At 76.4% G+C, this 21,470-nt stretch carries 24 protein-coding genes, 1 other RNA gene and 1 pseudogene; 25 read left to right on the top strand and 1 reads right to left on the bottom strand.

Annotated elements, in window-relative coordinates:
- The first annotated feature begins 159 nt into the window (after positions 1-159).
- The 11 genes from ACRYM0_RS10765 to ACRYM0_RS10715 all read left to right on the top strand — a co-directional run bounded on the left by ACRYM0_RS10765 (position 160) and on the right by ACRYM0_RS10715 (position 7,629).
- On the top strand, positions 160-1,401 hold the full coding sequence (locus ACRYM0_RS10765; RefSeq protein WP_432504897.1) for a CpaF family protein: 1,242 nt from the start codon (positions 160-162) through the stop codon (positions 1,399-1,401).
- Position 1,402: 1 nt separating this feature from the next.
- Complete coding sequence (locus tag ACRYM0_RS10760) at positions 1,403-2,266, top strand: type II secretion system F family protein (RefSeq protein ID WP_432504895.1); 864 nt, start codon at positions 1,403-1,405, stop codon at positions 2,264-2,266.
- On the top strand, positions 2,263-3,153 hold the full coding sequence (locus ACRYM0_RS10755; RefSeq protein WP_432504893.1) for a type II secretion system F family protein: 891 nt from the start codon (positions 2,263-2,265) through the stop codon (positions 3,151-3,153). Before ACRYM0_RS10760 ends, ACRYM0_RS10755 begins: the two co-directional genes overlap by 4 nt.
- A 98-nt stretch (positions 3,154-3,251) precedes the next feature.
- Complete coding sequence (locus tag ACRYM0_RS10750; RefSeq protein ID WP_432504920.1) at positions 3,252-3,440, top strand: hypothetical protein; 189 nt, start codon at positions 3,252-3,254, stop codon at positions 3,438-3,440.
- Between the two features lie 29 nt (positions 3,441-3,469).
- The gene (locus tag ACRYM0_RS10745; RefSeq protein ID WP_432504892.1) at positions 3,470-3,868 is read left to right on the top strand and encodes a TadE/TadG family type IV pilus assembly protein; all 399 of its coding nucleotides are present in this window, start codon (positions 3,470-3,472) and stop codon (positions 3,866-3,868) included.
- Positions 3,865-4,293, top strand: coding sequence for a pilus assembly protein (locus ACRYM0_RS10740; protein ID WP_432504890.1), 429 nt, complete (start codon positions 3,865-3,867; stop codon positions 4,291-4,293). Before ACRYM0_RS10745 ends, ACRYM0_RS10740 begins: the two co-directional genes overlap by 4 nt.
- An 8-nt stretch (positions 4,294-4,301) precedes the next feature.
- On the top strand, positions 4,302-4,829 hold the full coding sequence (locus ACRYM0_RS10735) for a pilus assembly protein TadG-related protein (protein WP_432504888.1): 528 nt from the start codon (positions 4,302-4,304) through the stop codon (positions 4,827-4,829).
- Positions 4,830-4,867: 38 nt separating this feature from the next.
- Complete coding sequence (locus ACRYM0_RS10730; protein WP_432504886.1) at positions 4,868-5,527, top strand: ABC transporter permease; 660 nt, start codon at positions 4,868-4,870, stop codon at positions 5,525-5,527.
- A 29-nt stretch (positions 5,528-5,556) separates the two neighbouring features.
- Positions 5,557-5,841, top strand: coding sequence for a winged helix-turn-helix domain-containing protein (locus ACRYM0_RS10725; RefSeq protein WP_432504884.1), 285 nt, complete (start codon positions 5,557-5,559; stop codon positions 5,839-5,841).
- 55 nt (positions 5,842-5,896) lie between these two features.
- Positions 5,897-6,862: an ABC transporter ATP-binding protein gene (locus tag ACRYM0_RS10720; RefSeq protein WP_432504882.1), complete on the top strand. Its 966-nt coding sequence runs from the start codon at positions 5,897-5,899 to the stop codon at positions 6,860-6,862.
- A complete protein-coding gene (locus ACRYM0_RS10715) occupies positions 6,859-7,629 on the top strand; it encodes an ABC transporter permease (RefSeq protein ID WP_432504880.1) in 771 nt (256 codons plus the stop codon). The genes ACRYM0_RS10720 and ACRYM0_RS10715 overlap by 4 nt, the downstream gene beginning before the upstream one ends.
- A 16-nt stretch (positions 7,630-7,645) precedes the next feature.
- Here ACRYM0_RS10715 and ACRYM0_RS10710 read toward each other — a convergent pair whose 3' ends face one another.
- The gene (locus tag ACRYM0_RS10710; protein WP_432504878.1) at positions 7,646-8,605 is read right to left on the bottom strand and encodes a GGDEF domain-containing protein; all 960 of its coding nucleotides are present in this window, start codon (positions 8,603-8,605) and stop codon (positions 7,646-7,648) included.
- Positions 8,606-8,783: 178 nt separating this feature from the next.
- On the opposite strand from ACRYM0_RS10710, the gene prfB reads away from it, so the two are divergent.
- The 14 genes and pseudogenes from prfB to ACRYM0_RS10640 all read left to right on the top strand — a co-directional run bounded on the left by prfB (position 8,784) and on the right by ACRYM0_RS10640 (position 21,415).
- Entirely contained in the window at positions 8,784-9,899 is a 1,116-nt protein-coding gene (gene prfB, locus ACRYM0_RS10705) for a peptide chain release factor 2 (protein ID WP_432504877.1), read from the top strand.
- 118 nt (positions 9,900-10,017) lie between these two features.
- Positions 10,018-10,707 (top strand): cell division ATP-binding protein FtsE, encoded by a 690-nt coding sequence (gene ftsE / locus ACRYM0_RS10700; RefSeq protein WP_432504875.1) that lies wholly within the window; start codon positions 10,018-10,020, stop codon positions 10,705-10,707.
- The gene (gene ftsX / locus ACRYM0_RS10695) at positions 10,707-11,612 is read left to right on the top strand and encodes a permease-like cell division protein FtsX (RefSeq protein ID WP_432504873.1); all 906 of its coding nucleotides are present in this window, start codon (positions 10,707-10,709) and stop codon (positions 11,610-11,612) included. Before ftsE ends, ftsX begins: the two co-directional genes overlap by 1 nt.
- Before the next feature lie 112 nt (positions 11,613-11,724).
- Positions 11,725-12,198, top strand: a complete 474-nt coding sequence (gene smpB, locus ACRYM0_RS10690) for an SsrA-binding protein SmpB (protein ID WP_432493610.1) — start codon at positions 11,725-11,727, stop codon at positions 12,196-12,198.
- A gap of 108 nt (positions 12,199-12,306) precedes the next feature.
- Positions 12,307-12,672, top strand: a transfer-messenger RNA (tmRNA) gene (gene ssrA, locus ACRYM0_RS10685).
- A 310-nt stretch (positions 12,673-12,982) separates the two neighbouring features.
- The gene (locus ACRYM0_RS10680) at positions 12,983-13,849 is read left to right on the top strand and encodes a GGDEF domain-containing protein (protein WP_432504871.1); all 867 of its coding nucleotides are present in this window, start codon (positions 12,983-12,985) and stop codon (positions 13,847-13,849) included.
- 61 nt (positions 13,850-13,910) lie between these two features.
- A complete protein-coding gene (locus ACRYM0_RS10675) occupies positions 13,911-15,020 on the top strand; it encodes an NADH:flavin oxidoreductase/NADH oxidase (protein WP_432504869.1) in 1,110 nt (369 codons plus the stop codon).
- 109 nt (positions 15,021-15,129) lie between these two features.
- The gene (locus ACRYM0_RS10670; RefSeq protein WP_432504867.1) at positions 15,130-15,714 is read left to right on the top strand and encodes a YqgE/AlgH family protein; all 585 of its coding nucleotides are present in this window, start codon (positions 15,130-15,132) and stop codon (positions 15,712-15,714) included.
- A 27-nt stretch (positions 15,715-15,741) separates the two neighbouring features.
- Positions 15,742-16,011: pseudogene (locus tag ACRYM0_RS10665) on the top strand (DUF3039 domain-containing protein); the annotation flags it as partial.
- Between the two features lie 250 nt (positions 16,012-16,261).
- The gene (locus ACRYM0_RS10660) at positions 16,262-17,734 is read left to right on the top strand and encodes an MFS transporter (protein WP_432504866.1); all 1,473 of its coding nucleotides are present in this window, start codon (positions 16,262-16,264) and stop codon (positions 17,732-17,734) included.
- Complete coding sequence (locus ACRYM0_RS10655) at positions 17,731-19,563, top strand: DEAD/DEAH box helicase (protein ID WP_432504918.1); 1,833 nt, start codon at positions 17,731-17,733, stop codon at positions 19,561-19,563. The genes ACRYM0_RS10660 and ACRYM0_RS10655 overlap by 4 nt, the downstream gene beginning before the upstream one ends.
- Before the next feature lie 17 nt (positions 19,564-19,580).
- Positions 19,581-20,039: an SRPBCC family protein gene (locus ACRYM0_RS10650; protein ID WP_432504864.1), complete on the top strand. Its 459-nt coding sequence runs from the start codon at positions 19,581-19,583 to the stop codon at positions 20,037-20,039.
- Between the two features lie 85 nt (positions 20,040-20,124).
- The gene (locus tag ACRYM0_RS10645) at positions 20,125-20,580 is read left to right on the top strand and encodes a tellurite resistance TerB family protein (RefSeq protein WP_432504916.1); all 456 of its coding nucleotides are present in this window, start codon (positions 20,125-20,127) and stop codon (positions 20,578-20,580) included.
- A gap of 70 nt (positions 20,581-20,650) precedes the next feature.
- Positions 20,651-21,415 carry an RDD family protein gene (locus ACRYM0_RS10640; protein ID WP_432504863.1) on the top strand — a complete coding sequence of 255 codons (765 nt, stop codon included), beginning with the start codon at positions 20,651-20,653 and terminating at the stop codon, positions 21,413-21,415.
- The last annotated feature ends 55 nt before the right edge of the window (positions 21,416-21,470 follow it).

Below are 21,470 nucleotides of genomic sequence, written 5' to 3'. Positions count from 1 at the left end.
GTGCCCGTCGCCCGGGTTCCCGCCCCGCCGTCCACACCCCGCAGGCGCCCGGGCGGTTGTCCACATCCCCCGGACGCCCGCGGGGCGGCCCACCTACGGTGACCGGGCGCGGAGGGGTTCCGCGTGTCGTGGGGAGTTCAGCAGCGGGGGGAGGTTCACGTGGAGGCGGTGCGGCTGGTCGAGGACGAGGTGCGGGCGGAACTGCGCCGGCGCATCCGCGCAGGGGGTTTCCGCGCCACCCCGGCCGAGGTCCGCGCGCTCGTGGACGAGGCCGTCACCGGGTACGACCTGCGCTCGCTGGACGGTTCCCTGCCCTTCCTGGCCGACCGCGGTGCGGCGGTGCGCGAGGTCGTGGCCGCCGTGTCGGGGTACGGGCCGCTGCAGCGGTACTTCGACGACCCCGAGGTCGAGGAGATCTGGATCAACGAGCCGGGCATGGTGTTCGTCGCCCGAGGTGGTGTGGCGGAACTGACCACCACGATCCTGGAGGAGGACGCCGTCGCGGAACTGGTCGAGCGGATGCTCGCCAGCACCGGCAGGCGCGTGGACCTGTCCAGCCCGTTCGTCGACGCCTCGCTGCCGGACGGTTCCCGCCTGCACGTCGTCATCCCCGACATCACCCGCCGGCACTGGGCGGTGAACGTGCGGCGGTTCGTCGCCCGCGCCCGCAGGCTGGAGGACCTGGTGGCCCTGGGGTCGCTGTCGGCGCAGTCGGCGGGTTTCCTCGCCGCCGCGGTCGCGGCCGGTCTGAACTTCCTGGTGAGCGGGGCGACCCAGGCCGGGAAGACCACGCTGCTGAACTGCCTGCTCAGCGCGGTTCCGCCGCAGCAGCGCATCGTCACTTGCGAGGAGGTCTTCGAACTGCACGTCGGTGCGCGCGACGCGGTGGCGATGCAGTGCCGCCAGCCGAACCTGGAGGGGCGCGGGGAGGTTCCGCTGCGCCGCCTGGTGAAGGAGGCGTTGCGGATGCGCCCGGACCGCCTCGTCGTCGGGGAGGTCCGGCAGGAGGAGAGCCTGGACCTGCTCGTCGCCCTGAACTCCGGGCTCCCCGGGGCGGCGACCATCCACGCGAACTCCGCCGCGGGTGCGGTCGCGAAGATGTGCACGCTGCCCCTGCTGGCGGGGCAGAACGTCACGAGCGGTTTCGTGGTGCCCGCGGTCGCCGCCAGCCTGGACCTGGTGGTGCACGCGGCGCTGGGCGCCGACGGGCACCGCCGCGTCGAGGAGGTCCTGGCGGTCACCGGGCGCGTGGAGGGTGGCGTGGTGGAGACGGCGCCGTTGTTCCGGCGCGGACCGGGCGCCGGCGCACCGCTGCTGCGCGAGCAGGGCTGGCCCCCGCACCGCGAGCGGTTCGAGCGCGCGGGTTTCGACCTGTCCGCCCTGCTGTCGGGGCGGGGTTGACGTGGCCGGTTCCGGTGGGGTCCTCGCGGGTGCGCTGCTGGGGGCCGGGGCGTTCTGCGCCTGGTGGTCGTGCTGGGTGCGGCCGGTGCGCCCCGCACGGGTCCCGCGGCGCAGGGTGCGCCGGGCGCTGGACGCCGCGGGGTTCGCCTCGCTGCCGCCGGTGGCGCTGGTGCTGGCGTGCGCGGGCTGCGCGGCGGCGGGGCTGCTGCTGGTGCCGGCGCTGACGGGGGTTCTGGTGGCGGCCGTGCCGGCCGCCGCGGCCGGGGCGGCGGCGCCGGTGGTGCTGCTGCGCTCGCGGGCGCGGACCCGGCGCGCCGGGCGCGCGCAGGAGTGGCCGGACGTGGTGGACGCGCTGGCCTCGGCGGTGCGTGCCGGTGCGGCGCTGCCGGACGCGGTGTGCGCGGTGGCCGTGCGCGGCCCGCGACGGCTGCGGCCGGCGTTCGCGGGGTTCGCCGTGGGGTACCGGGCCAGCGGTGCGTTCGAGCCCGAGCTGGCCCACCTGCAGGAGGAGCTGGCCGACCCGGTGTTCGACCGGCTGGCCGCGACGCTGCGCATGACGCGCCAGGTCGGCGGCAGCGACCTCGGCGGGACGCTGCGCACGCTGTCGGCGTACCTGCGCGAGGACCAGCGCGCCCGCGGGGAACTGCTCGCGCGGCAGAGCTGGACGGTGTCGGCGGCGCGCCTGGCGGCGGCTGCCCCGTGGCTGGTGCTGGGGCTGCTGGCCACCCGGCCGGGCGCGCTGGAGGCGTACGACACCCCGGCGGGGGCCCTGGTCCTGGGCGCCGGGGCGCTGGCCACGGTGCTGTCGTACCGGGTGATGGTGCGCCTGGGCCGCCTGCCCGAGCCGCGGCGGGTGGGTTCGTGACGCCCGCGGGGACGGGCGCGCTGCTGGGCCTGTTCGGCGGGGTGGGCGCCGTCCTGGTGTGGCGGGGGGTGCCGCTGCGGCGCACCGCCTCGCTGGAGGCGCGCATCGCCCCGTACGTCTCCCGCCCGGCCGGGCGCGGCTGGCGGGCGGTGGCCCGCCGGGCGCTGCAGGCCGCGGCGGGTGCCTGCGGCCGCCTGCTGGGCTCGACGCCCGCGGTGCGTGCCCGGCTGGACGTCCTGGACCCCGAGCGGGAGGTCGCCCACCACCGCGCCGAGCAGGTGCTGTGGGCGCTGGCCGGTGCGGGTGCCGGTGCGCTGCTGTGCGGCGCGGCGGCGCTGCGCGGGTCGCTGACGCCGGTCGCCGCGCTCGGGCTGCTCGTGTCCGGGGCGCTGGCCGGTGCGCTGCTGCGCGACGCCGCGCTGGCGCGCCGCGTGCAGCGCCGCCGCGCGGAGGTGGAGGAGGAGCTGCCGGCGGTCGCGGAACTGCTGGCGCTGTCCGTGGGGGCCGGTGAGGGCGTCGCGGCGGCGCTGCACCGGGTGGCCGGGAACGGGGGCGCGCTGGCCGCGGACCTGCGCCGGGCGCTGGCGGAGGCCGGCACCGGTGCGCCGCTGGTCGAGGCGCTGACGGCCACCGCGGACCGGCTGGGCGTGCCGGCGCTGGGCCGGTTCGTCGACGGTCTGGCGGTGGCGGTGGAGTCGGGCAGCCCGCTGGCGGCGGTGCTGCGCGCGCAGGCCGCCGACGCCCGCGAGTCGCAGCGTCGCCGGCTGCTGGAGGAGGGCGGGCGCCGCGAGGTGCGGATGCTCGTGCCCGTCGTGTTCGGCGTCCTGCCGGTGACCGTGGTGTTCGCGGTGTTCCCCGGCCTGGCGCAGCTGGACCTGGGGCCGTGAGGCCCCGGTGGACCTGTCAGGAACCCCGATCGAGGAGCTCGAGGAGAGACGTGTCGAAGAACGCCACCGCCCCCTGCGGCGGAACCACCCCCGCTGCGCTGCACCGGCTGCTGGGAGCGCTGCTGCGCAGAGCCCTGCGCGGCGGTGGGGACCGGGGTGACGTGCCCGGCTGGGTGCTGGTCACCGTGATGACGGCGGGGATGGTGGTGGGGTTGTGGGCGGTGGCCGGGCCGCGGTTGCAGCAGTTGTTCACGCAGTCGATGGACGCCGTCCTCGGGCAGTTGTGAGCTCGGGGGTCCATGAGCGGGGAGCGCCCGTGAACGGGGTGCGGGCTCGCGACGAGGGTTCCGCGGTCGCGGAGTTCGCCGCGACCGCGGGGGTCCTGGCGCTGCTGTTCGCCGCGGTGCTGCAGCTGGCCGTGGTGCAGCACGTGCGGGCCACGGCGGTGGACTGCGCGGGGGAGGGCGCCCGGTACGGGGCCCTGGTCGGGAGTTCCCCGGAACTGGGCGCGCAGCGCACCCGGGAACTGCTCGCCGCATCGCTGTCGGCGCGCTACGCCGCGGACGTCCGCGCGGGTGTCGTCCCCGCGGCCGGTGGGGACGGCGGGGCGCCCGTGGTGGAGGTCCGGGTGCGCGCGCCGCTGCCGGTGCTGGGCCTGCTGGGCCCGGCGCGGGTGCTGGACGTGCGCGGCCACGCCGCCGTGGAGGGGGCGTGAGTGCCCGGGACGAGGGCAGCGCCGCGGTGGAGTTCCTGGCGGTGGGGGTGCTGCTGCTGGTGCCGCTGGCGTACCTGGTGCTGACGCTGGGCCGGGTGCAGGCGGCGACGTTCGCGGCGGAGGCGGGCGCCCGGGAGGCGGCGCGGGTGCTGGCGACGACGAGCGGGGACGCGCGGGCCGCGTCGCGCGCGGAGGCGGCCGTCGCGCTGGCGCTGGCGGACCAGGGTTTCGCCGCGGTGCCGGGCTCGCTGGTGCTGGAGTGCGCGCAGCGCCCGTGCCGCAGCCCGCGGGCGCGGGTGGCGGCCACGGTGCGCGTGGAGGTGGCGCTGCCGCTGGTGCCGGGGTTCGTGCGCGGGGCGGTGCCGGCCGTCGTCCCCGTGCAGGTGCGCCGGGTGGCGCTCGCGGACCGGTTCGCGCCGTCGTGACCCGCCCGGTGCGCGAGCCCGCGACCGACCGGGGCGGCGACGGCGGCGGCGGTGGTGGCGGTCGCTGGTGCGGTGGGGGTGGCGACGAGGGGCGCATCGCGCTGCTGTCGCTGGGTTTCGCGCTGGTGGCTGCGGTGCTGGTGCTCGTCGTGGTGTCGGCCTCGGCGGTGCACCTGCAGCGCAAGCGCCTGTACGCGCTGGCCGACTCCGCGGCGGCGGCCGCTGCCGGTGCGCTGGACGAGGGGGCGTACTTCACCACCGGTCTGGACGCGGGTGCTGTGCCGCTGTCGGACGCGTCGGTGCGGGAGGCCGCGCAGGAGTACGTGCGGGGTGCCGGTGCGGGGGAGGTGGCGGGCCTGCGGGTGGCGGCGGGCACGGGCAGCCCGGACGGGCGCACCGCGGTGGTGGTGCTGAGCGCCGTGGTGGTGCCGCCGTTCGCGGGCCTGGTGCCGGAGCGGTTCGCGGGCGGGGTGCAGCTGCGGGCGTCGAGCCGGGCGACGGCGCGGCTGGAGGGGTTCGGGGCCGCCGCGGGCTGAACCCTTGCGCGCCGGGGCGGAGCGCGGCAGAGTGGTTTGTGGCGCAAAGCGCTCTGCCGATCCAGGAGGTCGTGGTGGACGAGGACCAGCGGTTCGACGCCGCGGAGCAGCTGGCGCTCATCGAGCGCCAGCAGGAGGCCGTGGTCCGGGCCGTGGCCGTCGACCCGCGGCTGCTGTACGGCGCCTGGGGCGTGGCCTGGCTGGTCGGCCTGGGGCTGGCCGCGCTGGCCCACGGCGACGACCCCGTCCTGCGGGTGCCCCCGGCCCTGCCGGCCCTCGTCCTGGGGGTGCTGATCACCGCCGCCGGGGTGCTCACCGCCGGGCACAGCGTCCACGCGAGCCGGGGGATCTCCGGGCCCAGCACCGTCACCGGCGTCCTGTACGGCTGGGCGTGGTTGCTCAGCTTCGTCGCGCTGTCCGCCGTCAACAGCGCCGTCCTGCGCGCCTCCGGCGACCCGGCCCTGGCCGACGTGCTGTGGCCGGCGACCTCGGGCCTGCTCGTCGGGGTGATGTACCTGTTCGGCGCCGCGATCTGGCGCGAGCCGCTGCAGTTCGGCGTCGGCGCCTGGGTGCTGCTGACCACCTCCGTCGGCGCGTTCCTCGGCCTGCCCGCCCTGCTGTGGGTGATGGCGCTGGGCGGGGGCGGGGGTTTCCTCGCCGTCGCCGCCTGGTTCGCGCTGCGCCGGCGGGCCGTGTGAGCCCGCGCGCGCAGGCCCCCGGGGCGGCCGTGGAACTGGACCCCGTCATCCACGCCGCCGCCCGCCTGAAGGTCGTCGCCTCCCTGGCCCCCCTGGCCGAGGGGGACCGCATCAGCTTCCCGCGCCTGCAGGAGCTGCTGGAGATGACCGCCGGGAACCTGTCCACCCACCTGCGCAAGCTCGAGGACGCCGGGTACGTGGAGGTGACCAAGTCCCACCAGGGGCGCACCCCCGCCACCCACCTGCGCCTGACCCCCACCGGCCGTGCCGCCTTCGACGCGTACCGGGCGGCGCTGCGCGCCCTGCTCGGCTGAGCGCCCGGCACCCCGTCGCACCCCTGCTCGACCCGCACCGACCAGGAGGAACCCCGTGAGCGAACCACCCGCGGTCGAGGCCGGCCGCCACCCCGCGGTCGAGGTCGACCGCCACCCCGCGGTCGAGGTCGACCGCGTCACCCGCACCTTCGGCGACGTCGTCGCCCTCGACGACGTCAGCCTCACCGTGCAGCCGGGGGAGGCCGTGGGGGTGCTCGGTCCCAACGGCGCCGGCAAGTCCACCCTGCTGTCCCTGCTCGCCGGGCTGCGCCGCCCTACCAGCGGCACCGTCCGCCTCGCCGGCGGCGACCCGCGTCAGGCGGCGACCCGCTCCCGCCTCGGCGTCACCCCGCAGGCCACCGGCCTGCCGCAGACCCTGAAGGTCGGCGAGGTCGTCGACTTCGTCGCCGGCCACCACCGCGACCCGCTGCCCCGCGAGGAGGTGCTGGGGCGCTTCGAGCTGTCCGACCTGCGCGGCCGCCAGTGCGGGGGCCTGTCCGGTGGGCAGCAGCGCCGCCTGGCCGTGGCGCTCGCCTTCGTCGGCCGTCCCGACGTCGTGCTCCTGGACGAGCCGACGACCGGTCTGGACGTGCCGGCGCGCCACGCCCTGTGGGGCGCCGTGCGCGGCTTCGTCGCCGCCGGCGGCACGCTGCTGCTGACCAGCCACTACCTGGAGGAGGTGGAGGCGCTGGCCCAGCGCGTGGTGGTCGTCGACCACGGCCGGGTGCTGGCCGAGGGCACGGTGGCCGAGGTGCGCGGGCGCACCGCGCTGCGCCGGGTGCGCTTCGGCGCCCCCGCGGGCGCCGTGCCGGCGCAGCTCACCGCCGGCGCCCGGGTCGTCGCCGACGGCTCGCGCGAGCAGCGCTGGGAGCTGCTGGTGCCCGACGCCGACGCGTTCGTGCGCGCCCTGGTCACCGCCGGCGTTGCCTTCCGCGACCTGGAGGTGGCGGCGGCCTCGCTGGAGGAGGCGTTCCTCGCCCTCACCGGCGAGCGGGCCGCGGGGGCGGGGGTGCCCGCGTGAGCGCCCCCGCCCGCCCCGCCGGTGCGCTGCGGCTGACGTGGCTGCACACCCGCTACCAGGTGGTCGAGACGCTGCGGGTGCCCGTGGTCGTCGTCAGCACCGCCGTCTTCCCCGCGCTGATCCTCGCCGTGTTCGTCGTGCCGCAGGCCGCGTCGATGAGCCCGCTGGGCGCCACCGCGGCCGTCGCGCAGCTGGCGGTGTTCTCCGCGATGAGCGTGTCGCTGTTCACCCACGGCGCCGGCACCGCCGAGGACCGCGCGCTGCCGTGGGACACGCACCTGCGCACCCTGCCGGTCGGCGCGGGCCCCCGCTTCGCCGCCCGGGTGCTCATGGGGGCCTTCTTCACCGTGCTGGGCCTGGTGCCGCTGCTGGTGCTGGCCGCGCTGGTCACCGACGCCACCACCACCCCGGCGCGGTTCGTCGCCGGCCTGGGCGGTCTGCTGCTGGCGGGCCTGCCGCTGCTGGCCATGGGCCTGGCCATCGGCTACTCGGTGCCCGCCAAGGCCGCGCTGGCGCTGGCGCAGGTGCTGCTGCTGCCGCTGGCCTTCGCGGGCGGGCTGTTCCTGCCGCCGGAGGCCATGCCGGACTGGCTGGCGGCGATCTCCACGTGGACGCCCACCCGCGCCGGCCGCGACCTCGTCGTCGGGGCGGCCACCGGCACGGACGTGCCGTCCACGGCGCTGCCGGTGGTGGTCGGCTGGACCGTCCTGCTGGGCGTGCTGGCCGTGTGGGCGATCCGGCGCGACCAGGGCCGCCGCTTCCGCTGAGCGGCCGCGGGCCCGGTCAGCCCCGCGCCGCCGGCCGGGCGCGCTTGCGGGAGTAGAGGTCCGCGTCGGCGCGGGCGATCCAGTCGGCCACCGCCTCGCCGGGGAGGTGCTCGGCCACCCCGGCGCTCCAGCGCCCCTGCGGGCAGGCGCTGCGCAGGGCCGCGAGGACCGCGGGGACCTCCGCGGCGCGGGTGCGCGGCATCAGCAGGGCGAACTCGTCGCCGCCGAGGCGGCCGAGCAGGTCCCCGGGGCGCAGCGCACCGGTCCAGGCGCGGGTGAGCTCGGTCAGGAGCCGGTCGCCGGCCGCGTGGCCGTCGCGGTCGTTGACCGCCTTGAACCCGTCCAGGTCCAGCACGGCCAGGCACACCGGCCCGTCCTCGCCGGTGCGGGGGTCCACGGCCACCTCCGCCTCGGTGAGCCAGGCCGCCCGGGTCAGGGCGCCGGTGAGCAGGTCCTCGTCGGCCCGCGCGCGCAGGCGCAGCACCAGGCCGTTGACGGTCCAGGCGACCGCGGCGGTGGTGCCCCCCATGAAGCCCCAGGTCTGGGCGGGGGAGGGGGCCCCGCCGGCCCACAGCGCGGCGGCGAAGCCGGTCAGGGCCACGGCCAGGTGGGTGCACACCGCCCGGCGGGAGTGGAAGGCGGCGGTGAACAGGGCGATCCAGACGTAGCTGAACGCGGTGACCACCCGCCCGGCCGGGGTGGTGGAGGCCAGGACGCTGACCGAGACGACGCAGGTGGCGAGGACCAGCACGGCGTGCGGCAGCGCCCGCGGCAGCCGGGCGGCGCGGGCGTGCAGGAGCGCGCCCAGGGCCAGGCCCGCGGCGCCCATCGCCGCGGCCGTCCCCGTGGGGGCGGTGGGGCTGAAGGGGACGGCGGCGGTGGCCAGCGACAGCGCCCCGGCGCCCAGGACCGCGCGGGCCAGGGTGCGGCCCTCCGCCACGGGTGCCCGGCGACGGGTGGGGACGGCACGTGCCATCGCTGCCGCCCCCGTCCTGGTGCCGGGTCCCGGCGGGACCCGCTCCTGCGGGGATCGGCGCGCGCGGGGTGCTCCTCAAGCCGCGGCGCGGGAGACCACCCGGGAGGAGCAGCGCGCGGTGGGCCCCCGGCGGCCGCGGGGCGCCCGGGACCCCGCCGCGCGCGTAAGCTCGTGCGCCGTGGCCACCGACTTCCCCGCCGAGATCTCCGCCCTCCGCCAGACGTACGCGTCCATCCGGGAGGTGTCGGACCTCGACGCGCTGCGGCGGGAGCTGGCCGAGCTGAACGAGCAGGCCGCCGCCCCCGACCTGTGGGACGACGTCGAGCACGCCCAGGGCGTGACCAGCCGGCTGTCGGCGGTGCAGGCCGAGCTGGAGCGCATCGAGCGGATGGGCTCGCGCATCGACGACCTCGAGGTCCTCGTGGAGCTGGCGGAGTCCGAGGACGACGCCGACTCCCGCGAGGAGACCGAGCGCGAGCTGACCTCGATCAAGAAGCAGCTCGAGGAGCTGGAGATCCGCACCCTGCTGTCGGGGGAGTACGACGGGCGCGAGGCGCTGGTGACGATCCGCTCCGAGGCCGGTGGCGTGGACGCCGCGGACTTCGCGGAGATGCTCATGCGCATGTACCTGCGCTGGGCGGAGCGCAAGGGCTACAAGAGCGAGGTCTACGACACCTCCTACGCCGAGGAGGCGGGCATCAAGTCCGCCACGTTCAAGGTGGCGGCCCCCTACGCCTACGGCACGCTGAGCGTGGAGCAGGGCACCCACCGCCTGGTGCGCATCTCCCCGTTCGACAACCAGGGCCGGCGCCAGACGTCCTTCGCGGGCGTGGAGGTGCTGCCGGTGGTGGCCGAGACCGACCACATCGAGGTCCCCGAGAACGACGTGCGCGTGGACGTGTACCGCTCCTCCGGCCCCGGCGGGCAGTCGGTCAACACCACCGACTCCGCGGTGCGCCTGACGCACCTGCCCACCGGCATCGTGGTGACCTGCCAGAACGAGAAGTCCCAGCTGCAGAACAAGGCCGCGGCGATGCGCGTGCTGCAGGCCAAGCTGCTGGAGAAGGCGCGCAGGGACCGCCAGGCCGAGCTGGACGCCCTCAAGGGCGACGACTCCGGCTCGTGGGGCAACCAGATGCGCTCCTACGTGCTGCACCCGTACCAGATGGTCAAGGACCTGCGCACCAACTACGAGGTCGGCAACACCTCGTCCGTCTTCGACGGGGAGATCGACGCGTTCCTGGAGTCCGGCATCCGCTGGCGCCGCCAGGGCGAGCGCTCCGCCGAGAGCTGAGCGCAGGGCGCGACCCACCCGGACGGGTGCCGGCGCTCACCGCCGGTGACCGCCCGTAGAGTGGGCGACGGCCGGAGCACCCCCGCACGTCCCGTCCCCGAGACCGGCCGCCCCACGAGTGATCACCTTCGAGCACGTCAGCAAGGTCTACGGCGAGGGGCACCGCCCCGCGCTCGCCGAGGTGACCCTGCAGATCGACAAGGGCGACTTCGTCTTCCTCGTCGGCCCGTCCGGGTCGGGCAAGTCGACCTTCCTGCGGCTGGTGCTGAAGGAGGAGAAGGCGTCCACGGGCACCGTGCAGGTCGCCGGTCGCGACGTGGGCCGGCTGCGCAGCTGGAAGGTGCCGGCGCTGCGCCGCCAGATCGGGGTGGTCTTCCAGGACTTCCGGCTGCTGACCGACAAGTCCGTCTTCGAGAACGTCGCCTTCGCGCTGCAGGTGCTGGGCAGGCCGCGGCACGTCATCGCCCAGTCGGTGCCGGAGACGCTGGCGCTGGTGGGGCTGCAGGGCAAGGAGAAGCGGCGGCCGCACGAGCTGTCCGGTGGTGAGCAGCAGCGGGTGGCGATCGCCCGCGCGTTCGTCAACCGGCCGTCGATCCTGCTGGCGGACGAGCCCACCGGCAACCTCGACCCGGAGACCAGCGTGGGCATCATGAAGCTGCTGGACCGCATCAACCGCACGGGGACCACCATCGTCATGGCCACGCACGACGACGACATCGTCGACCAGATGCGCAAGCGGGTCGTGGAGCTGCGCGACGGCCGCGTCGTGCGCGACGAGGACCGCGGCGTGTACGGGTCGGCCCGCTGATGCGCCTCGGGTTCGTCCTGCGGGAGATGGGCGCCGGGCTGCGCCGCAACCTGTCGATGACCGTCTCGGTCGTGCTGGTGACGATGGTGTCGCTGTTCTTCCTGGGCCTGGGGCTGCTGGTGCAGCAGCAGGTCTCGATCCTCAAGGGCGACTGGTACGACCGCGTGCAGGTCTCCATCTTCCTGTGCGGGGAGGTCAGCACCGCCGAGGACTGCCCCGCCGGCCCGATCACCACCGAGCAGCGCGACGCCCTGCGCGAGCAGCTGCAGGCCTCGCCCCTGGTGGCCCAGGTGTTCTACGAGTCCCAGCAGGAGGCGTACGAGAGCTTCCTGGAGATGTACGACGAGTCCTTCGCGGAGAACGTCACCCCCGACCAGCTGCCGGAGTCGTTCCGGGTGCGCCTGACCGAGGCCGACCGCTACGAGGAGGTCCGGGCGCAGTTCGCCGGGCAGCCCGGCGTGGAGGACGTCCCCGACCAGCGGGCCGTCCTGGACCCGCTGTTCGCCGCGATGGACGGCGCCACCCGCGTGGCGATCGGCCTGGCGGCGCTGATGCTGCTGTGCTCGGTGCTGCTGGTGTCCACGACGATCCGCCTGACGGCGTTCAGCCGCCGCCGCGAGACGAGCATCATGCGGCTGGTGGGCGCCTCGCGGGCGCTGATCCAGCTGCCGTTCGTGCTGGAGGGCGTGGTGGCCAGCTTCGTCGGGGCCGTGCTGGCCTCGGGTGCGCTGTACGCGCTGGTGGAGTTCGGCGTCGGGCGGCTGCAGGAGCGGCCGGGCTTCACCACCCGCCTGGTGGAGACCGCGGACGTGCTGTGGCCGACGGCACCGGTGCTGCTGGGCGTCGGGGTGGTCTTCTCCGTGATCGCCTCCCTGCTGAGCCTGCGCCGCTGGCTGCGGGTCTGAGCGGCCGCCGCCGGCGGGTGCCCCGCCGTGTGCGCCCTGCGAGAACGGCCGTGCGCACCGGTGCCCGGCGCGCCTAGACTCGACGGTTCCAGACCACAGGGGGAGGGCCGACGTGCCGCGCGAGACCGGGCGCAAGGTGATCGCCAGCAACCGCAAGGCGCGCCACGACTACCACATCGAGGACACCTACGAGGCGGGCCTGTCCCTGATGGGCACCGAGGTGAAGGCCCTGCGCATGGGGCGCGCCTCCCTCGTCGACGGCTTCGCCCAGATCGACCGGGGGGAGATGTGGCTGGAGCACGTCCACATCCCCGAGTACGTGCAGGGCACCTGGACCAACCACGCGCCGCGCCGGCGGCGCAAGCTGCTGCTGCACCGCGCCGAGATCGACAAGTGGGCCGGAAAGGTCCGCGAGTCCGGCCTGACGATCGTGCCGCTGTCGCTGTACTTCTCCGACGGGCGGGTCAAGGTCGAGATCGGCCTGGCCAAGGGCAAGAAGAACTACGACAAGCGCCACGCGCTGCGCGAGCGCCAGGACCGGCGCGAGGCCGAGCGCGCCATGTCGCTGCGACGCAACCGGGAGTGATCAGCCCCTGGCCCGGCGCACCGGGGAATGAGCGCGCCAGGACGGCCGTTGAGACGTATGCTGGTCACCGGTCGCCACGACGGGGCCGGCAGCACCACAACTGAACAAGGGGATGACAGGTTTCGACGTCGGTCGTCGAGCCAGGGGAAGCGGGTCGAGGATGCACGGTCATCTCGTCAACGCTCCGTGCAAACCAATAGGTGCCGATTCCAAGCGCACCGAGTTCGCCCTCGCCGCCTGAGCGAGTGCGACTCTGTCAGCCCGGGTGAGCTCCCGCCCCGGGTCCTGGCATCGACTAGGGGGCTCACCTCTCACCGAGGTCGCGTAGGTGAGAGGGACACTCAACGCGGCTGGGCCCGGCGATGACATGCCTGTGTGAGCATCGGGGCCGAGCAGACCGCTGAACAGGCTGCACCCGGAGAAGCCCTGGTACCACGCTGACGGACGCGGGTTCGATTCCCGCCATCTCCACACCCTGTCGAAGGGCCGTTCCCCGTTCGGGGAGCGGCCCTTCGTCGTGCCCGGTGCCCGGTGCCCGGTGCCCGCGCCCACCCCGGGGGTCCGGCAGGACCCCGCCCGGCCCGTCCGGTGACGGGCAGTCGCGTCACCGGTACGCGACCCTGCGCGCACGCGACGGTCTGCCTCGTGCCTCCCCGAACACGCTGCGTCGCAAGCGTTGCGCCGTGTCGGGGGTCTTCCCGTGATCGGGTCGGCCCGCCGCGCGCAGCGCGCTTACGGTCGCCCTCCAGACGGTCCAGCAGCGGCCGCCGACGGAGGGAGCGCAGTGCAGGACGTGGACTACCGCAGGCTGGTGGAGGACTCCCCGCTGGCCACCCTGCTCGTGCGCGACGGGACGGTCCTGTGGGTCAACCCGGCCGCGCGCCGGGCCGTGGGGGTGGATCCGGCCGGGCCGGGCCCCGTGGGCTCGACGCTGGAGTCCCTGGTGCACCCCGACGACAGGGAGGGCCTGGCGGGTGCGCTGCGGGCCGCCCTGGACGCCGGGCCGGGGCGCGACGCCCCGCCGGCCGAGTGGCGCTTCCTGCGCCCGGACGGGACCGCGGCGACCGTGGAGGTCGTGGCCTCGGAGGTGCGCTTCGAGGGCGCGCCGGCCATCGCCCTGGCGTGCTGGGACGTCTCCCAGCACGTCGAGCGCCACCGCGACCTCGTGCACCGCGCCACCCACGACCGGCTCACCGGCCTGCCCAACCGCTCCCTGTTCGAGGACCGCTGGTCCCAGGCGCGCTCGCGCGCCCGGCGCACCGGGCGCGGCCCCGTGGTCGCGTTCTGCGACGTGGACGACCTCAAGCGGGTCAACGACGAGCACGGGCACCTGGCCGGCGACGAGGTGCTGGTGGCCGTCGCGCGGCGGCTGACCGCGGTGGCGCGCGCGGAGGACACCGTCGCCCGCTACGGCGGCGACGAGTTCGTCGTCCTGGTCGAGGGGCCGGCCCGCGTCGAGCCCGCCGCCCTGCGCGAGCGGTTCCGCGGTGCCGTCTCCGGCGTGCAGGTCCCGCTGCCGGGCGGTTCCAGCAGCGTCACGCTGACCTGCAGCGTCGGCCTGGTCGACGACGACCCGGACGCCCCGATCACCGAGGTGCTCGCCCGCGCGGACGCGCAGATGTACCGCGAGAAGCGGGCCCGCCGCTCCTGAGGGGCCGCCCCGCGGCGCACCCGCGCGGCGGGCGCGCCCGGCCGCACGTACGGTGCCGGGTGTGAGTCGACTGCTCCAGCCCCTGACCCTGCGCGGCACCACCTTCGCCCACCGGGTCTGGGTCTCCCCGATGTGCCAGTACTCCTGCGACCCCGTCGCCGCGCCCGGCGTGCCGGGCGACTGGCACCTCGTCCACTACGGGTCGCTGGCCGTCGGCGGCGCCGCGCTGGTCCTGACCGAGGCCGCCGCCGTGGTGCCCGAGGGCCGCATCAGCCCGCACGACGCGGGCCTGTGGAACGAGGAGCAGGAGCGCGCCTGGGCGCGGGTCGTGGCGTTCGTGCACTCCCAGGGTGCCGCCGCCGGCGTGCAGCTGGCCCACGCCGGCCGCAAGGCGAGCACCCACCGCCCGTGGGCGCCGGTGCAGGGCAGCGTGCCGGTGGAGGAGGGGGGCTGGCCGACCGTGGCGCCCAGCGCGCTCGCCCACGGCGACCTGGCGGTGCCGGCCGCGCTGGACGCCGACGGCGTCGCCGGGGTCGTGAGCGCCTTCGCCGACGCCGCCCGCCGCGCCGAGCGCGCCGGCTTCGACGTCGTGGAGCTGCACGCCGCGCACGGCTACCTGCTGCACCAGTTCCTCTCGCCGCTGTCCAACCGGCGCACCGACGGCTACGGCGGCGACCTCGCCGGGCGCTCGCGCCTGCTGCTGGAGGTCCTGGACGCCGTGCGCGCCGCGTGGCCGGACGACAAGCCGGTGTTCGTGCGCGTGTCCACCTCCGACTGGGCCGAGGGCGGCTGGGACGTGGAGGAGTGCGTCCAGCTGGCGCGGCTGCTCGCCGAGCACGGCGCCGACCTCGTCGACGCCTCCTCGGGCGGCAACGTGCCCGAGCAGCGCATCCCCGTCGGACCCGGCTACCAGGTGCCGAACGCGGGCCGCCTCAAGCGCGGGGCGGGGCTGCCGGTGGGGGCCGTCGGGCTGATCCTGGACCCGCTGCAGGCCGAGCAGGTGCTCGTCAGCGGTGACGCCGACGCGGTGCTGCTGGCCCGCCCGCTGCTGTCCGACCCCCGCTGGCCCCAGCGCGCCGCGGTGGCCCTGCACGACACCGGTGCCGTGGCGTGGCCGGCGCAGTACGTGCGCGCCACCCGCGAGGACGTCCCCCTCAGCACCCCGCGCTGAGCCCCGGCCCGTGCCGGGCGGCGGTGGGCGGCGTCCCGCGCCGGGCCGGAGTCGTGCGGACGGGCCATGATGGGGGGGTGCGCCACCGGACCAGAACGGAGCGGCAGTCGTGAGCCCCCTGCCCCCCACCGCCCTGACGGGGCGCCTGCTGCTGGCGACGCCGTCGCTGACCGACCCCAACTTCCACCGGGCCGTCGTCCTCGTCCTCAACCACGACGAGGACGGCGCCCTGGGGGTGGTCGTCAACCGCCCGCTGGAGGTGGACGTGGACGCGGTGCTGCCGGGCTGGCAGGAGTTCGCCACCGCCCCCGGCAAGCTCTTCCAGGGCGGTCCCGTGGCCCTGGACTCCGCCCTGGGCCTGGTGGCCGTGCCCGGCGACCGGCCCGACCCCGCCGGGGTGCGGCGGGTGTTCGGCTCGGTGGGGCTGGGGTCGGTGGGCCTGGTGGACCTGGACACCCCGCCGGAGGCCGTCGTGGACGAGCTCGCGGGTCTGCGGATCTTCGCCGGTTACGCGGGCTGGGGCGCCGGTCAGCTGGAGGCCGAGATCGCCGAGGAGGCGTGGTTCGTGCTGCCCGCCGAGGCCCGCGACGCCTTCAGCGACGACCCCGGGCGGCTGTGGTCGGACGTGCTGCGCCGGCAGGGCGGCGACCTCGCGCTGGTGGCCAGCTTCCCGGCCGACGTGTCGCTGAACTGACCCCGCGGGGGCACGTACGATCCCGGCATGAGCTCGCCGACCGACGACCCGTTCAGCCCCGCCCCGCAGGAGGCGCCGTCGTCGACGCCCTCGCGCACGGCCGTCCTGGACCGCCAGGAGCAGGCGGAGGAGAAGGTCGAGCCCGGCGACCACGAGCGCTTCGCGCACTACGTGAAGAAGGAGAAGATCATGGAGTCCGCCCTGTCGGGCGACCCCGTGATCGCCCTGTGCGGCAAGGTGTGGGTGCCCGGCCGCGACCCCAAGCGCTTCCCGGTGTGCCCCACCTGCAAGGAGATCTACGAGAGCCTGTCCGGCGGGGGGGGGGGGGGGGGGGGGGGGGGGGGGGGGGGGGGGGGGGGGGGGGGGGGGGGGGGGGGGGGGGCGCGCCCGGCGGGGGGCGGGGGGGCCGCCCGGCGCCCCCCCCCCCCCCCGCCCCCCCCCCCCCCCCCCCCCCCCCCCCCCCCCCCCCCCCCCCCCCCCCCCCCCCCCCCCCCCCCCCCCCCCCCGGCGGGGGCGGCAAGGACGGCGGGGACGGCTCCGGCCGCTGATGGCCCGCCCCGCCGGCCGTGGCGGTGCCGCGCCCGGCGCCCCGGCGGGGCCGCTGTCGCGGGAGCACCGCGCCACCACCCTGCCCGTCCTGGCCCTGATCTGCCTGGTCGCCTTCGAGTCGATCGCCGTGGCCACCGCCATGCCGGTGGCCGCGGCCGACCTGGGGGCGGTGCGCTCCTACGGCCTGGCGTTCTCCTCGTTCCTCACCGCCAGCCTGCTGGGCACCGTCCTGGCCGGCGGCTGGGCCGACTCGCGCGGGCCGCGGGCGCCGATGGCGGCCGGTGCGGCGCTGTTCGTCGTGGGGCAGAGCGTGTGCGCGCTCGCGCCGTCCTTCGGGGTGCTCCTGGCCGGGCGCGTGCTCGCCGGGCTGGGCGGCGGCCTGCTGGTGGTCTCGATCTACGTCGTCGTCGGCTCGGCGTACCCGGACGAGGTGCGCCCGCGGGTGTTCGGCTGGATGTCGGCGTGCTGGGTGCTGCCGGGGGTGGCCGGCCCCGCGCTGGCGGGCTGGATGGCCGGCGCCGTCGGCTGGAGGCTGGTCTTCGGCGTCGTCGTCCCGCTGGCCGTCCTCGTCGCGGCGGTGATCCTGCCGCGGGTCGCCGCGGCCGCCGTCGCGCACGCCCCCGCGGCGGGGCGGGAGCCGGCCGGTGCCGGGCCGTCGGCGCGCGGGCGCGCCGTGCGGGGCCTGGTCGTCGCCGTCGGCGCCGGAGCCCTGCAGGCGGGCGCGGAGGGCCTGGGCGACGGGGGCGTGCTGCCGCTCGTGCTGACCGCCGCCGGGGCGGTGGCGGTCCTGGTGGCCCTGCCCGCGCTGCTGCCGGCCGGGTCGCTGCGCCTGGTGCGGGGGCTGCCCAGCGTGGTGGTCGTGCGCGGGCTGTTCACCGCCGCGTTCTTCGGCACCGAGACGTTCGTGCCGCTCATGCTGCAGTCCGAGCGCGGCTTCAGCCCCGCCCAGGCCGGGCTGGCGCTGACCGGCGGCACCATCGGCTGGTTCAGCGGCACCACGGCGCAGGCGCGGGCCCTGGACCGGGTGCCGCGCCCGCTGCTGCTGGCCGCGGGCGGCGCGGTGCTGGCCGCCGCGGGTGCCCTGCTGGCCGCCGTGACGCTCACCGGCGCCAGCGGCTGGTGGGTGCTGGTGGCGTGGCTGCTCGCCGGGTGCGGCATGGGCCTGGGGATGGCCACCACCAGCGTGCTGACCCTGCGCCTGGCCGCACCGGCGGAGCGGGGGCTGGCCTCCTCGGCGCTGCAGCTGTCCGACAACCTCGGCTGCGTCCTGGGCATCGCCGCGGCCGGGGGCGTCTTCGCCGCCCTGCACACCGGCGCCGGCCGCGACCAGGCCGTGTTCGGCGGCCTGTACGCCGGGCTGGCGCTGGTGGCCCTGGCCGCCGGGCTCGTCGGCACCCGCGCCCGGCCGCCGCGCCCGGCGGTGTCCTGCCCGGAGCCCGTCGCGGGGTCGTCTACGGTGGGAGGACCGTGAGCACGAGCACCCAGAACACCTCGCCGGACCTGTTCGACACCGCACCCGCCGGGCCCACCGCGACCCCCACCGGTGCCGCCGCGTCGCCGGGCAGGCCCCTGCGCGCGTGGCAGCAGCAGGCGGTCGAGCAGTACTTCGACCCCGAGCGTCCCGACCCCGAGGACTTCCTGGTCACGGCGACCCCGGGCGCGGGCAAGACGACCTTCGCCCTGGCGCTGGCCCGTCGGCTGCTGGACGCCCGCAAGGTCGACCGGGTCGTCGTGGTCGCCCCCACCGACCACCTGCGCACCCAGTGGGCCGAGGCCGCCCACCGCGCCGGCATCGAGCTGGACCCGACGATGTCCAACGCGGTCGGGCCGGTGCGCCCGGACGTGCGCGGCTACGTCACCACCTACGCGCAGGTCGCCGGGCACCCGATGCTGCACCGGGCCCGCGCCACCGCCAAGCGCTCCCTGGTGGTGCTCGACGAGATCCACCACGCCGGTGACGGCCTCAGCTGGGGCGAGGCGGTGCAGGAGGCGTTCGCCGACGCCCGCCGGCGCCTGTCCCTGACCGGGACGCCCTTCCGCACCAAGGCGGACGAGCGCATCCCGTTCGTGAAGTACGTCGAGGACGACTCCGCGGAGTCCGAGGGCGGGCTGCGCAGCCTGGCCGACTACACCTACGGCTACCGCCAGGCCCTGGCCGACGGCGTGGTGCGCCCGGTGGTGTTCGCCGCCTACACCGGCACCTCGCGCTGGCGGAACTCCGCCGGGGAGGTGGTGGCCGCCTCCTTGAGCGAGCCCTCCACCAAGTCGGTGGAGGCGCTGGCGTGGAAGACGGCGCTGGACCCGCGCGGGGACTGGGTGCCGCACGTGATCGCCGCGATGGACGAGCGCCTGGAGCACCTGCGCGAGCACGGCATGCACGACGCCGGCGGGCTGGTGCTGGCCTCCGACCAGGACGACGCCCGCGCCTACGCGAAGATCGTGCAGCGCGTCACGGGGGAGAAGCCCGTGCTGATCCTGTCCGACGACCCCAAGGCGTCGAGCAAGATCCAGGACTTCGCCGACGGCGACCAGCGCTTCGCGGTCTGCGTGCGCATGGTCTCCGAGGGCGTCGACGTGCCGCGCGCGGCGTGCCTGGCGTGGATGACCTCGTACCGCACCCCGCTGTTCTTCGCCCAGGCCGTCGGGCGCGTGGTGCGCGCCCGCGCCCGCGGGGAGTCGGCCACGGTGTTCCTGCCCGCGGTGCGCCCGCTGCTGGCGCTGGCCGCGGAGATGGAGACCGACCGGAACCACGTCATCCCGCCGCCGCCGAGCGTCACCTCCGAGGAGGTGGACGAGGGCGGGCTGGACCTGCTGCCCGCGCCCGAGCGCGAGCCCGGTCAGGCCCAGGAGTACGAGGCGCTGGAGGCGCAGGCGGAGTTCGCGCACGTCCTGCACGGCGGCAGGGCCCTGCTGGGCACCGAGACCGCGCCGCTGGAGGTCACCGCCGAGGACGAGGACTTCCTCGGCCTGCCCGGGCTGCTCTCGCCGGAGCAGACCGCGGCCCTGCTCGCCCAGCGCGACGCGGAGATCCGCAAGCGCACGGCCACCCCGCGCGCCGCCGAGGAGGCCGCGGGCGAACCGGCCCCGGCGCCGCAGGAGGAGGACGAGGCGGTCTGGCACACCGCGGCACTGCTGCGCAAGGAGATCCACGGGCTGGTGGGGCGGGTGGCGGCGGGGCGGCAGCTGCCGCACGCCACCGTCTACGCGAAGGTCCGCGCCGCCGTGCCCGGTCCGCCGTCCGCCTCGGCGGGGGTGGACGTGCTGCGCCGCCGGCGCGACCACCTGCTGGCGATGGTGTGAGCCGGTAGGTTCGGACGGTGCCAGAGATCGTCCAGCGGACCATGGTCCGGGGAGCCGTCGACGAGGTGTTCGACGTCTCCCTCGACCTCGACGTCGAGCGCGTGGCGGGCCGGCGGTTCCGGGTCCGCGCCGTCGAGGGGTTCGGGCGCACGAAGGGCCGCATCCAGCTCGGCGAGAGCGTGCGCTGGCGGCTGAAGCTGTTCCGGTTCCTCCCGGTCACGCACACCTCGAACATCGTGGAGCTGGAGCGCCCGCGCCGGTTCGTGGACCGCATGGATTCGGGGGTGTTCGCGCAGTTCCACCACGAGCACGTCTTCGAGCCGGAGGGGCCGCAGATGACGATCATGACCGACCGGATGGCGTGGCGCAGCCCCGCCGGACCGCTCGGGCGGGTGGCCGACGTCCTGTTCGTGCGCCGCACCCTGCGCCGGCTGCTGGCCGACCGCAACTCCGAGATCGTGCGCCGCTTCAGCTGAGCCGGACGGGGTGCCGGTGGAACCCGCCGCCGCCCGCACCCGTTCGACCGGCATGGCCGGGAACGCCCCGGCGGAGGAGGACGACGTGGGTTTTCTCGACAACCTCAGGAGCAAGGGCCTGCTCGCCGGCGACCAGCTGAAGACGCGGGTCGCGCAGTTCAAGAGCAAGGACTTCGCCGAGGCGAGCATGGCGACGTGCGCGCTCATCGCCGCGTCCGACGGCAAGATCGAGCCCTCCGAGCGGCAGAAGACCGCGGCCTTCATCGGCTCCCACGACGTCCTGGCGGCCTTCGACGCCGGGCAGCTGCGCGAATCCTTCGAGCGCTACTGCGGCAAGCTGTCCAGCGACTACGACTTCGGCAAGATCGAGGCCCTGCAGGCCGTCGGCAAGCTGCGCTCCAAGCCGGACCAGGCGCGTGCGGTCGTCCAGGTGGGCGTGCTCGTCGGCGGCGCCGACGGCGACTTCGACGACGACGAGCGCCGCGCGGTGCGCGACGTCTGCCACGCCGTCGGCCTGGACCCCGCGGAGTTCGGCGTCTGATGCTGCGCACGTCCACGACGCGCCGGGCCGGGCGGGGAGCGGCCCGCCCGGCCTGGCAGGCTCGCCTGCCGTGAGCGCACCCGCCGGCTGGTACCCCGACCCCTCGCACCACGCCCAGCTGCGCTGGTGGGACGGCCAGCGCTGGACCGAGCACACCCACGCCGCGCCGCCGGCCGGCGCCGGGCCGGACCTGCGCAAGGACACCGGTCACGCGAACCCGGAGCACCAGGCCCCCCGCGCGCCGCACCCCGGGCCCGGCGGGCTCACCCCGTACGGGGGGAGCCCCTACGGCGACCCGTCCCGCGGGCAGCCGTCCGCGCGCGCCCTGGCCACGCCCGACGGGCAGCCGCTGGGCAACCTCGGGCTGCGGCTGCTGGCGCGCCTGGTGGACTGGGTGCTGGTCTCCGTCATCGCCACCGTCGCGGGCTGGTCCCTGGTGCAGCGCATGTTCGCGGCGATGGACGAGACCACGGCCGGGGCCGCCGCCGGGGACCCCCTGGCCTCGCTGCGCCTGCTGCAGGACCCGGGCTTCACGGCCGCCTCGTCCAGCTTCACGTTCGTGCTGCTGGCCGTCAGCGCCGCCTACACCGTGCTGACGCTGCGCTTCTACGGCGCGACCCCCGGCAAGGCCCTGTTCGGGCTGCGGGTGCGGCACTGGGAGCGGCCCGGGCACCCCACGTGGGGGCAGTCGATCCTGCGCTGGCTGAGCAGCGACCTCCTCGCCCAGCTCTTCTGGCCGTACGCGCTGCTGGACTACCTGTGGCCGACGTGGGACCGGCGCAAGCAGGCCCTGCACGACAAGCCCGGCGGCACCGTGGTGGTGCGCCGCCGCTGAGCGCGCCCCGCCCGGGCACCGCACCCCGCGGGGTGCGGTGCCCGGGCGGGGCGCG

Source organism: Kineococcus arenarius subsp. arenarius, from assembly GCF_050871845.1.
Classification (GTDB): domain Bacteria; phylum Actinomycetota; class Actinomycetes; order Actinomycetales; family Kineococcaceae; genus Kineococcus.
The sequence above is the reverse complement of the archived record's forward strand: the minus strand, read 5'-3'. Positions and strand labels throughout refer to the sequence as shown.

Excerpts from the sequence above, each read along its gene's own strand:
- ACRYM0_RS10660 (WP_432504866.1), top strand. The coding sequence starts at position 16,262 with ATGGCCCGCCCCGCCGGCCGTGGCGGTGCCGCGCCCGGCGCCCCGGCG.
- ACRYM0_RS10710 (WP_432504878.1), bottom strand. The coding sequence starts at position 8,605 with ATGGCACGTGCCGTCCCCACCCGTCGCCGGGCACCCGTGGCGGAGGGC.
- ftsX (WP_432504873.1), top strand. The coding sequence starts at position 10,707 with ATGCGCCTCGGGTTCGTCCTGCGGGAGATGGGCGCCGGGCTGCGCCGC.